Source organism: Algoriphagus sp., assembly GCF_039969895.1.
Lineage (GTDB): Bacteria > Bacteroidota > Bacteroidia > Cytophagales > Cyclobacteriaceae > Algoriphagus.
The window spans coordinates 841,821-854,462 of sequence record NZ_JBDVMZ010000012.1; the positions used below are offsets into that span (position 1 = coordinate 841,821).

Below are 12,642 nucleotides of genomic sequence, written 5' to 3' on the forward strand. Positions count from 1 at the left end.
AGAAGACCTTAGCTTTGAATTCTTCTTTAAGAATCAATTATGGATAAGTTTTCTTATATCGCAAACGCTCATGTGTCCTACATAGATGAGCTTTACTCTTCTTACAAAAGTGATCCAGAATCAATCGACCCAAGCTGGAAGGAGTTTTTCGACGGCTTTGATTTTGCACTGACTAATTATGGAGAGGAGGAAGGTGCACCTTCTTCTAATGGAGCTTCTAAGTCTCCTGCCAAAAACGGCGCATTGGCGACTCCAGGTACGATCATGGACATGGAGGAATTGCCAAAAGAAATTAAGGTGAGAGCCTTGATTCATGCCTACCGCTCTAGAGCTCACTTGAGATCCAAGACCAACCCGGTACGAGAGCGAAGAGATAGAAAAGCATTGATTGATCCTCAGGATTTTGGTTTGGGGCAAGATGATATGAATACGGAGTTCCAAGCAGGCAACGAGATTGGGATCGGGAAAGCAAAATTTTCAAAGATTTTAGAATCGCTGAAGACTATCTATGAGGGTCCGATGGGTTTTGAATACTTATATATTCGTGATCCAGAGATGCTGGATTGGTTCAAAACTAAGGTGGAAAAAGATGCCTTGGCTTTTAATCCAACTCACGAGGAGAAAAAGAGAATACTTTCTAAACTGAACCAAGCAGTAGTATTTGAGAACTTTTTGCATACTAAATACCTTGGACAGAAGCGTTTTTCTCTTGAAGGTGGAGAAAGTACTATCCCGTTTTTGGATGCTGTGATCAATACTTCTTCCCAGTTGGGTGTGAAAGAAGTGATGATTGGTATGGCACATAGAGGGCGTCTGAACGTGTTGGCTAATATCATGGGCAAAACTTACGAGCAAATTTTCTCTGAGTTCGAAGGTACTGCCAAGCCTGACTTGACGATGGGTGATGGTGATGTGAAGTATCACATGGGTTATTCCAGTGATATTGTGACACATAGTGAGAACAAAGTTCACTTAAAACTAGCGCCAAATCCTTCTCACTTGGAGGCTGTGGATCCTGTAGTGGAGGGTTTTTTAAGAGCAAAAATTGACTCCGAATATAAGGGTGACAAAACCAAAGCGCTTCCAATTCTAATACATGGTGATGCGGCTGTAGCAGGTCAAGGTATCGTCTATGAAGTCACCCAGATGGCAGATCTGAAAGGTTATAACACCGGAGGAACTATTCACTTTGTGATTAATAACCAAGTAGGTTTTACTACTGATTTCGATGACGCCCGCTCCTCTATTTATTGTACAGATGTTGCTAAAATCATCGATGCCCCTGTGATTCACGTCAATGGCGATAATGCTGAATCTGTGGTTTTTGCTGCAAAACTCGCCGCTGAGTTCAGACAGAAGTTTAGCAGAGATATTTTTGTGGACATGGTATGCTACCGTCGTCATGGCCATAACGAGTCTGATGAACCTAAATTCACTCAGCCCGAATTATATAATATTATTTCCAAGCATCCGAACCCTAGAGAAATCTACGTCAAGCGTTTGGCCGAGAGAGGAGATGTTGAGGCGAAATTAGCTTCGCAAATGGATGAGGAATTCAGACAATTGCTTCAAGATCGTCTGAATCTCGTGAAGGAAAAGCCTTTACCTTATCAGGCTACCCGTTTTGAAAATGAATGGAGTAGTTTAAGAAGATCAAAACCAGAGGATTTTGATTCTTCTCCCGAAACGGGCATTAGCCAAGACGTAGTAGAGAAAGTTGCTGAAGCACTTACGGTGATACCGAAAGGGTTCAAGCCTCTTAAACAGATTGAAGCCCAAATGAAACACCGAAAGGACATGTTCTTTCAGTCCAAATCATTGAATTGGGCAGCAGCAGAGCTACTTGCGTATGGTTCATTGACCTTGGAAGGTAAGACAGTTCGCCTCACTGGACAGGATGTGCAGCGTGGTACATTCTCTCACCGACATGCCGTTCTTCATGATGCGAATACCAATGAAGCGTATAATTCGTTGAAGGAGATGAAGGATAGAAAAGGGGATTTCTACATCTATAACTCCCTGCTTTCCGAGTATGCGGTACTAGGTTTTGAATATGGCTACGCTATGGCAAATCCAAATTCTTTGACTATCTGGGAAGCACAATTTGGTGATTTTGCTAATGGTGCTCAGACGATGATTGATCAGTTTATCACCTCGGGTGAGTCTAAGTGGCAGAAAATGAACGGCTTAGTGATGCTTCTTCCGCATGGATACGAAGGTCAAGGGCCAGAGCACTCCAATGCTCGTCCGGAACGTTTCCTTCAGTTGGCGGCAGAATACAATACAGTAGTTGCTAACGTCACCGAGCCATCGAACTTCTTTCATTTATTGAGAAGACAGCTTGCATGGGAGTTTAGAAAACCTTGTATTGTCATGTCTCCTAAATCTCTCCTGAGACATCCAAAGGTAGTTTCTCCACTTTCAGAGTTTACCAAAGGTCACTTTAGAGAAGTTCTTCCTGATACTACTGTGAAGGCGAAAGACGTGAAGCGAGTTGTTCTTTGCTCGGGAAAAATCTATTACGATCTCGAAGAAATCAGAGAAAAGGAGAAAGTAAAAGATGTAGCGATCGTTCGGATCGAGCAGCTTCACCCACTTCCTAAAAAACAAATGCTTGAAGTGCTCGCAGATTATCCAAAAGCTGAGTTGGTTTGGGTTCAGGAAGAACCATCTAACATGGGCTATTGGAATTATATCCTGAGACTTCTATACAAGGAATTGCCAATGGAAATCATCGCACGTAAAGCGAGTGCTTCCCCTGCTACAGGATATAATAAAGTCCATGTGGAGGAGCAGAAAAATATTATCGCTCAAGCACTTAAATTAAAGTAATCCAGCTCTTTTTAGAAAGACATCCTAAATAGTCCTATCATTTTGTTCCTCTCTTTTTGACTACAAAAGAGAAAAAAAGAAAAACTTATGAGCAAAGAAATTAAAGTTCCTACAGTAGGTGAATCCATCTCGGAAGTCACTATAGGCCAATGGTTTAAAAAAGATGGAGATGAGGTTCAGATGGACGAAGTCCTTTGCGAACTAGAATCCGACAAGGCTACCTTTGAGTTGCCAGCAGAAGCAGCCGGAATACTCAGAATCAAAGCCCAGGAAGGAGATGTCCTAGAAATCGGCGCTGTGATCTGCGAAATAGACGAATCTGGAACATCAGGTAATTCGGAGCCTTCCGCTGAATCTTCTAAAGCTGAATCTGCCCCTAAAGCTGAAGCAAAATCATCGGCAGCCAAAAGTACCGGTGAGGTGAAAGAGATGGTTGTGCCTACAGTGGGAGAATCCATCACCGAGGTTACATTGGCCAATTGGATCAAAGCTGACGGTGATTATGTGAAGTTGGATGAGATCATCGCTGAAGTGGATTCTGATAAAGCTACGTTTGAATTGCCGGCTGAAGCATCTGGGATTTTGCGCCATGTGGCGGCAGAAGGCGATGTGCTTGAGATCGGTGGAATGATCTGCAAAATCGAAGTGACCGAAGGCGAACCAGCAGCTGCTTCATCCGAAAAATCATCCGATTCTGCTCCTGCTGCTTCTTCTTCTTCTTCAGATAATACAAACTATGCAACTGGACATGCATCCCCAGCTGCGTCTAAGATTTTAGCAGAAAAGGGCATCTCTCCAGAGACCATAAAAGGCTCAGGAAAAGATGGAAGAATCACTAAAGAAGATGCTCAATCAGCTCAAAAACCAGCTGCTGCACCGGCTAAAGCTGAAAGTAAAACTGCTGAATCTTCTGCACCTGCACCAGTGGCGGGATCGAGAAATGAACGCAGAGAGAAAATGTCTTCTTTGAGAAAAACGGTAGCCAGAAGATTGGTATCTGTAAAGAATGAGACAGCCATGTTGACCACATTCAATGAGGTAAACATGAAACCAATCATGGATTTGAGGTCAAAATTCAAAGAGCAATTCAAGGAAAAGCATGGTGTTGGACTTGGATTTATGTCATTTTTCACCAAAGCTGTTTGCGTAGCGCTTCAAGAGTGGCCGTCTGTGAATGCTAAAATTGATGGAAATGAAATAGTATTTAATGATTTCTGCGACATCTCGATTGCTGTATCTGCTCCAAAAGGATTGGTCGTTCCGGTGATCAGAAATGCTGAGGCGATGAGCTTCGATCAGATAGAAAAAGAAGTGGTGAGACTTGCCGGGAAAGCAAGAGACAACAAACTTTCAATCGAAGAAATGACTGGCGGTACGTTCACCTTGACCAATGGCGGCATCTTCGGTTCGATGATGTCCACACCTATTATCAATGCACCTCAGTCAGCTATCCTTGGTATGCACAACATCGTTCAGCGCCCTATGGCAGTGAATGGTGAAGTAGTCATCCTTCCGATGATGTATTTGGCATTGTCTTACGATCACAGAATCATAGACGGTCGTGAGTCTGTTAGCTTCTTGGTAAGAGTAAAAGAATTGCTTGAAGATCCGACGCGCTTGTTGTTTGGAGTTTAAAAAAGTATTGAGTCACTAGTACAAAGTATCAAGTAAAGGGGGCGTTTTCAAAAGAGCTCATTGTTAATGCTCCCACACTTGATATAATAGTATTTCCATTATAAGTAAGAGTAAGTCTTAATGCTTATTTCTTTCTACTAAAATCTAAAAAAATGTACGACGTAATAGTAATAGGTTCTGGTCCTGGAGGATATGTGGCAGCGATTCGCTGCGCGCAACTTGGTCTGAAAACCGCCATTATAGAAAAATACCCAACTCTTGGAGGTACCTGCTTGAATGTAGGCTGTATTCCTTCCAAGGCACTTTTGGATTCTTCTGAGCACTATCACAATGCTGCCCATACCTTCGACACGCACGGTATCAAACTTAGCAATTTGAAAGTAGATCTAAAGCAGATGATCATTAGAAAGGATGATGTGGTGAAGCAAAATACAGATGGAATCAATTACTTGATGAAGAAGAACAAGATCGATGTTCATCAGGGAGTTGGCTCTTTCGTGGATAAGACTACCGTGAAAGTTACCAAGGACGATGGCTCTTCTTCTGATATTCAGGGGAAAAATATCATCATCGCTACTGGATCTAAGCCTTCGACCTTGCCTTTTATTAAGCTTGATAAAAACAGAGTAATTACTTCTACGGAGACGTTGAACCTAAAAGAAATTCCTAAGCACCTGGTTGTAATCGGCGGTGGTGTCATCGGTCTAGAGTTAGGTTCTGTATATGCGAGATTGGGTGCAAAAGTTTCTGTAATCGAGTTTATGGATTCCTTGATTCCTACCATGGATCGCACCATGGGCAAAGAGCTTCAGAAGTCCCTGAAGAAAATCGGTTTCGAATTTTTCTTAAAGCATAAAGTGACTTCCGTAGAAAGCAAAGGCAAGGAAGTAACCGTGAAAGCTGAGAACTCAACAGGCGAAACAGTAGAAGTGAAAGGCGATTATGTCTTGGTTTGTATTGGCAGAAGGCCTTATACAGAAGGATTGAATGCGGAAGCTGCAGGGGTGAAAATCACCGAACGAGGACAGATCGAAGTGAATGATCATCTACAGACTTCGGTTCCAAACATTTATGCTATCGGAGATGTGGTCAAAGGTGCTATGCTAGCTCACAAAGCTGAAGAAGAAGGCGTTTTTGTAGCAGAGACTATTTTGGGTCAAAAGCCACATATTAATTACAACCTGATTCCTGGTGTAGTATATACCTGGCCGGAAGTGGCTGCAGTAGGATACACCGAGGAGCAGCTGAAGGAAAAAGGCATCAAGTATAAAACAGGTAAATTCCCGTTTATGGCTTCTGGCCGCGCCAGAGCATCCATGGATACAGATGGATTGGTAAAGGTTTTGGCTGATGCTGAGACGGACGAGATTCTAGGGGTACATATGATTGGCCCAAGAACTGCAGATATGATTGCTGAAGCAGTAGTAGCGATGGAGTACAGAGCATCCGCTGAAGATATCTCTAGAATGTCCCATGCGCATCCGACCTATACGGAGGCATTCAAAGAAGCCTGCCTGGCTGCGACGGATAACAGAGCGTTACATATCTAAGTTAAAAACACCACTTAAGTAAGAAGCCATTCGAAGAGATTCGGATGGTTTTTTCTTTTTGGGGAAAAATAGTTTACTTCCACTATGAAGTTTAAAATTGCCATTTTGGGTGCGGGAAATGTGGCTTGGCACCTGGCCTCAGCTTTGGAAGACGCAGGGCATACCATCACAGAAGTGTATGCTAGAACCCTCAAAAGTGCCTCAACTATCACAGATAGAGTCTATGCCGGTGAGCCCAAGGATGATTTGGACTTCTCGACTAGCGAGGCAGAGATTTTTATATTGGCGGTAAGGGATTCAGCGATCCTTGATGTAGCTGATGAAGTGATTTTGCCCGAGGATAGTATTCTAGTTCATACCTCTGGCTCTGTGCCTTTGGATATGTTGAATTATAGCTCAGCAGCTTACACGGGAATATTTTACCCACTTCAGTCATTTACTAAGGGCAGAAAAATCGAGTTTGATGAGGTCCCTATTTTGCTAGAGTCCGATGATGAAGAGACCTTGCAAAAGCTAAAAAAACTAGCTAAATCTTTGTCGCCTTTGACCTACCTGGTGAGATCAAAAGACAGAAAGGCGATGCACATTGCTGCTGTTTTCGCAAGCAACTTTTCCAATCACATGATCAGGATCGCCGAAGAAATAATGAAAAGGCAAGGTTTGGACTTCGAGATGCTGAAGCCCTTGATCATTGAGACGATTTCCAAAAGTCTCCAGCTAGGTGCAAAGGCAGCCCAAACTGGTCCTGCCATCCGGGAAGATTACGAAACCTTAGAAGATCATCATCGCTTTTTAAACTACAACGAGAGTCTCGCTGAAATCTATCGGCTGGTCTCTCAGGACATTATCGATGGATAAGTGGAGTTAGGTGATCAGTTTTTCTTGCGGAAAATCGCACGTAGTATTTGGGAACATTTCCACTTATTTGGATTGATCTTTTAGCCTTAGTTCAAATAAATCTTTCCTGCGATCTTTCAAATTCCGAACACTACCAAATTGATTTAGCTCACGCAAAAGAGACAGATCCACGTCTGCTATTAATGTCATCTCGCTATTCGGTGTAGCTTCAGCTTTGATTCCATTGCTTGGGAATGGGAAGTCACACGGGGTGATCACCATGGATTGCGCATACTGCATGTCCATATTATGTACTTTTGGCAAGTTGCCTACACTGCCAGCCATGGCTACATAGCATTCGTTTTCTATCGCTCTAGCCATCGCACAATTCCGAACTCTGGAATAGCCATTCTGTGTGTCGGTCAAGAACGGAATGAATAAAATATCCATGCCTTGATCAGCCAGTATTCGGCTCAGCTCTGGGAATTCTGCGTCGTAGCATATCAAAATGCCAATTTTCCCACAATCCGTATCGAAGGATTTGAGCACACTTCCTCCTTGCATCCCCCATACTTTTGACTCTAACGGAGAAATGTGAAGTTTTTCATAGGACTCTATCGAGCCATCTCGCTTGCATAAGTACCCGACATTGTAGAGTTTGTCATTGGTTACTTTCGGCATAGAGCCAGTGATGATGTTGATATTGTATGAGACGGAGAGCTGTCCGAAGCGCTTGACAATTTCGTCCGTGTACTTGGCTAGCCCACGTACTGCTTGTGCTTCGCTCAGGTGATTGAACTCAGCCATCAAAGGAGCATTGAAAAGTTCTGGAAAAAGTGCGAAGTCTGCTCGATAGCCGGATACTGCATCGATGAAGTATTCTGCTTGCTGCATCAGTTCGTCCAAGTCATCATAAAGTCGCATTTGCCACTGAATCAGCCCAAGTCGCACGATGGTCTTATTCGTAGCGGCTTGGGTAGTTGGCTTTTCGTAGAAAATGTTATTCCATTCAAGTAAGACTGCAAATTCACTGGAAGCGGCATCTCCTTCCAGGTAATTTTTCATAATCCTGGCAGGATGAAAGTCATTTGCCAACTGGAAGTTCAATACCGGGTCATAAATCTCCTTCAACTTTACCTTTTCCAGATATTCCTTTGGCCCCATCTTATCCGCGTACTTGTGGTAGTTTGGGATTCTTCCCCCGAATACGATGCCTTTTAGATTTAACTTTTCGCAAAGTTCTTTTCGGTAATCGTATAACCTTCTACCCAGCCTCAGGCCACGGAACTCGGGTTTGATAAATACGTCAATCCCATAAAGCATATCTCCATCATTATTGTGCTTGTCAAAGGTGAAATCAGTAGTGATATCTTTATACGTGTGCTCTCCTTCGAGGTGATCTTCATTTACAATGATGGAAAGAGCACATCCCGCCAGTTTCTCATTGATCCGAATGACCACTTGCCCTTCCGGGAATTTCTTGATTAGACTTTCGATTTGACTTTCTTTCCAAAAAGAGCCAGGCATACTTCTGTAGGCTTCGATCATGGCAGCTTTGAAATCCTGGTAGTCGGAAGGCTGAAGGTAGGAGAGCGCTATATTTTCTGTCTGAGTATTGTCCATGGATTAGGCTAGAGGATGCCGGTTTGATCGTTGAGAAAAGCTTATGGATAAAAGTTGAGATTTGCACGCCATTTATCCCGAAGCTAAGTGTTTTGAATTCAATCAAAAAATCCTTCCCAAGCTGGAAAGGATTTCGTAAGGTTAGTCTTTAAGGCTATTTCAGCCAGGCTAGTTTTACTTCTTCCGGAGCTTTCATTCTATCGGCCAGACGCATATATCTATCAGATAATTTCACAAGGTACTCTTGCGCTTTGGAAGCCACATCATTCAAACCGGTTAGGCTTTCTATTTTCCATAGCTGTACCAAATGATCAATGATTCTCGCATAATCCCAACCGGTGTAAATTCCTACCTTCTGAGTGATGGCTGAGAATTCGGTGAAAAGTGAGGGATTGGATCCGCCTACTCCCATCATGACAGCAGGCATCACGATTTGCTTTCGCATTAGCTTTTCAAAAGCAAGGATTGCTCCGTTCGGATCTATATCAAATATAGCAGACATAAAACTCTTGTAAGCTTTCTCGTGTCTGGCTTCGTCTCCCGCAATTTGTTTGCAGATCCTACCCAAAACTGAATCACCGGCGATATCCGCTAGTTTCCCAGTATTTACGTGGGAAATTTTAGTAGCTCTCTCCTGAAAAGAAGTATAAACGATAGCCTGATATGGATCGCCTCCAGAGTTTGGGTCGAAACCGTTCATCAATAGTCTGTGGATGGTTTGCTCCACGGCCTTCATATCTACTCTCCCCGTCATGTAGAGGTATTTGTTGAGTAGATCTCCATGGCGGTTTTCCTCAGCAGTCCAAGATTTGGACCAGCGAACCCATCCAGATGGAGAGAAGAGCGATCTTTCTGGATTTATTCCTTCCAGTAAGTTGAAATAGGTCTGATAACTTGGGAGGGCTTCTTCCGTGATCATATTGCCGATCAGTGATGTCAATACGGTATCCGGTATCCCTTCAGATCTTTTCTGCAATAATTTTAATTGGTCATGAATATCTGGGTCACCAAAATCTGGAAGAAAATCGGATGGTTGCCAGCATTGGTCAGGATCTACCAGGATTTTATCCACAGCCTCGCCTACTAGGCCATCTAATTGAGAGATAACCTCTATGTTTTTTTCTAGTTCGTAATCTATTTCTCCTGATTTCATCATGGATAAATTTAGGCCGAATCTTTACAATTCGGTGCGGTTTTTTGACTTAGGACAAATTTACTCACAAATGGACAAAATACTGATAGAAAGAAATTATCAATGATTAGGTTTTTGTAAGTAGTCAATTATCAGCAGTTTAGCTGATGGGGTCTCTTGGCCTTTTTAGGTTTTCCCCGTGTTATTATTGCATGAGGCTAACTTCAAGAGATATTTTCTTGCGAGCCCTCTCTTTAAGATAAGGAATTTTTCGACTTCTCAGTTCAATGGGCACAAAAAAGCCTTCCGAAAAAGGCTTTTTAAACGCTAGAAAGAAATTTGCTTAGTAATCTAATTTGTATGCAACTACTTTGTTTTTGAAAAAGGTAGGGACTAACACAATGTTGTCTTCAGGGATAAATCCTATGTCTGCAGTATTGGACTCTTCACTTTTGGTGTCTAAGAGGAGCGTCTCTCCATCACCACTTACGAAATAAATCTCCCCAGCCCAACGAGAAGCCACATAATTGCCATCTCCCAAAATCACAAGTCCATCACCACCGGTGACCGTTTTGTTAATTATCGTGGAGGATCCGTCTGAGTTGAAAGATTTCACACCTGATTTGTCAAGTCCGTAGATCGTTCCATCTTCTGCGATTTCAATTCCGTTGATGGATTCGTTGCCTTCTGAGATGGTTGATATCATGCCGTCAGCGAGTAAATGAATCTTGCCGGTATTCATGTCGGTGAAATATACCTTACCGTCGTAAGTCGCCAAGTCGTTTAGAAAGCCTGCTCCCTCAACGGTGTATTTATTGGTGATCTTGCCAGTTTCAAGGCTTACTTCTACGAGTTGATCGATATCAGTCACATAGAAGTTGCCATTGGTGATACCCATGCCCTTCGGAGCATTTAGACCTTTTACCCATTCTTGAGTCACGATATTTCCTTCCTTATCAAGAATAGAGATAGAGCCTTTTCCATCCTTTCCGGTCGGATCTCCATCTATATTGGACACGTATATTTTACCGGAATTCTTATCGTAGAGCACAGATTCGTTGGTGGTGAGTGTAGTGTCTGATTCCCAAAGCATGGTTAGCGTTGGGGTTTTCACGTCAGCTACCTTGGCACCTTCTAGCACTTCTTCGGTTTTGGTTGAAGTACAATTGGTGAGTATAAAAGCGCTTGAAAGACCAAGCAGCATTAATTTTAGATTTGGGGTTTTCATATTAGTTTTTGTTTAAAGTCCAGTTGTATTGATTGAATGCTGGTGGTGCCGTTTGTTTTAGTCTTTCTCCGATTTCTTCTAAATACATGGTGTTGTATCGAAGCCTAGAGATATAATTTGGGAGCGTCGGGTCCCCATTCCAACAATGCTCGGCTCGGTCGCCATACGCGACTGTTCCATCAAAATAAGGATTTTCTGTTTCTTCGAGAAATTCCTCAGTCAAATATACCGCGTTGTTTAGGTAATAATTATCCATATCGCCACAGAAAATATTTATTTTTCCCTCCAGTTTTGGACCAAGTGAACTCCAGTCCCGCTCCATAATATAACGGAGATCGTAATTCTCCTTCCAATAGGAGGCGACTGTAGGATCGATTTCTCCAGAATATTTGTCCCAAATAGGTTTTGGGTAGCCATCATCGGCAGCAGGGGAATACACCGCCTGCCAAATGTCAAATTGATCACCAGATCTGCTTTTGGTTCCGCCAATAGCTAGCTCGCGATGATTCATGTCCTGAATAGTGGACTGAATATGCCCAAGGTAGTCTCTATGTCCTGGTCGTAGTGTCTTGCGAAATTTGCCTTCTTCATAGTAGGCGTTTTGATCTTCATAGAGATTGATAGAGGTGTAAGCTCTGAAATCTATAGGGTCTGGACAAGCTGCAAAGCAACCGTTGTATTCATCTGGATAGAATACTTGTGCCGCCAAAGCTTCCCATCCCCCGGTGGAGCCTCCGTAAAGAAAACGAGACCAACCTTCACCTATTCCACGGAACTGATCTTCAATATAAGGGATCAATTCATAGGTAATGGCGTCGCCATAAGGTCCAAGATTTGCAGAATTAACGGCATAGCTATCGTCATAGTAAGGATTGGCGTGTTGGATTTCTATGATGATGAAGCGCTGAAAATCTGGTGATACCCATTTTTGATAGAAATCGTAGGCTTCTTGCTGCTCCATTTTGGCATAGCCATAGATGCCAAATCGAGCGTTGTAATCGTCCTCGCCCAGTTCGGGGTCTGGAGGTATAGTTCGAAAGCCTGAAAAGTCAGATGGAAAGTGTCCATGAAAAATCATCAGAGGATAATACTGATTGGGGTTCTCGTCAAATCCCTCCGGAAGTAGAATATTTGCGCCGAGATACATATCCCTCCCCCAGAACTCCGAGAGCTTTTCTGATTTCATTTTAATATGCTTGATGTACTCCGTATCCTCTGGGAGTGGGATTTCTGGAATAATTGTGTTGACAGTGAGACTGAGTTCTTGGCCTTTTTTCCAATTCACAGTCATAGGAATACTGTAAATATTCTTTGGCGCCCTTGCCCATTGGCGTCCTTCACCCTGATCCATGGGGAGCTTCACGGTATGTCCATCAGACCTCACGAACGTATCATGTTTTTGGATAAAGGCCTGAACGTAGTAAGTACCGTCCTCTAGTTTATCCATACGCTCAACCGGATATCCAAAGCTTTCTGGGTCAAAAAGTATAGGCTTGCCTACTTCGTAATCTTCAAAATCCATCCCAAAGACTTGATTTGTGCCCACATTATCACTGATTCCAAATCGAGGTTCCGAGGTGCTGTCTGTGGAGAAAATCAGAAGCAATCGTCCATCTTTTAGCTCAGCTTCAAGAGCTGGATCTATCACGATCTCGATAGGAGAGGAATCAGTAGGTGTGCAAGACCAGCTAAAAAAGAGCAGCATGGTACAATAGAAAATTTGTTTCATAGAGGGTGGTTTTAGATTGGAATTTAAGGATAATCACCTGAAAATAGAAGTTGCTGGGTTTTATAAATCACAGATC

The 12,642-nt window shown here is 42.9% G+C and carries 8 protein-coding genes; 4 read left to right on the top strand and 4 right to left on the bottom strand.

Going from position 1 to position 12,642, the window contains the following annotated elements; genetic code table 11:
- Positions 1-39 precede the first annotated feature (39 nt).
- The 4 genes from ABJH64_RS09770 to ABJH64_RS09785 all read left to right on the top strand — a co-directional run bounded on the left by ABJH64_RS09770 (position 40) and on the right by ABJH64_RS09785 (position 6,875).
- Positions 40-2,832 (top strand): 2-oxoglutarate dehydrogenase E1 component, encoded by a 2,793-nt coding sequence (locus ABJH64_RS09770; protein ID WP_348277072.1) that lies wholly within the window; start codon positions 40-42, stop codon positions 2,830-2,832.
- An 87-nt stretch (positions 2,833-2,919) separates the two neighbouring features.
- On the top strand, positions 2,920-4,467 hold the full coding sequence (odhB, locus tag ABJH64_RS09775; protein WP_348299518.1) for a 2-oxoglutarate dehydrogenase complex dihydrolipoyllysine-residue succinyltransferase: 1,548 nt from the start codon (positions 2,920-2,922) through the stop codon (positions 4,465-4,467).
- A gap of 152 nt (positions 4,468-4,619) precedes the next feature.
- Positions 4,620-6,017: a dihydrolipoyl dehydrogenase gene (lpdA, locus tag ABJH64_RS09780; RefSeq protein ID WP_348276372.1), complete on the top strand. Its 1,398-nt coding sequence runs from the start codon at positions 4,620-4,622 to the stop codon at positions 6,015-6,017.
- Between the two features lie 84 nt (positions 6,018-6,101).
- A complete protein-coding gene (locus tag ABJH64_RS09785) occupies positions 6,102-6,875 on the top strand; it encodes a Rossmann-like and DUF2520 domain-containing protein (protein WP_348276373.1) in 774 nt (257 codons plus the stop codon).
- 63 nt (positions 6,876-6,938) lie between these two features.
- Here ABJH64_RS09785 and ABJH64_RS09790 read toward each other — a convergent pair whose 3' ends face one another.
- The 4 genes from ABJH64_RS09790 to ABJH64_RS09805 all read right to left on the bottom strand — a co-directional run bounded on the left by ABJH64_RS09790 (position 6,939) and on the right by ABJH64_RS09805 (position 12,566).
- Positions 6,939-8,477 carry a bifunctional GNAT family N-acetyltransferase/carbon-nitrogen hydrolase family protein gene (locus ABJH64_RS09790; protein ID WP_348276374.1) on the bottom strand — a complete coding sequence of 513 codons (1,539 nt, stop codon included), beginning with the start codon at positions 8,475-8,477 and terminating at the stop codon, positions 6,939-6,941.
- Between the two features lie 154 nt (positions 8,478-8,631).
- A complete protein-coding gene (locus ABJH64_RS09795; RefSeq protein WP_348276375.1) occupies positions 8,632-9,633 on the bottom strand; it encodes an acyl-ACP desaturase in 1,002 nt (333 codons plus the stop codon).
- A 319-nt stretch (positions 9,634-9,952) separates the two neighbouring features.
- Positions 9,953-10,837 (bottom strand): ATP-binding protein, encoded by an 885-nt coding sequence (locus ABJH64_RS09800; RefSeq protein ID WP_348276376.1) that lies wholly within the window; start codon positions 10,835-10,837, stop codon positions 9,953-9,955.
- Position 10,838: 1 nt separating this feature from the next.
- The gene (locus ABJH64_RS09805; RefSeq protein ID WP_348276377.1) at positions 10,839-12,566 is read right to left on the bottom strand and encodes an alpha/beta hydrolase-fold protein; all 1,728 of its coding nucleotides are present in this window, start codon (positions 12,564-12,566) and stop codon (positions 10,839-10,841) included.
- Between the last annotated feature and the right edge of the window lie 76 nt (positions 12,567-12,642).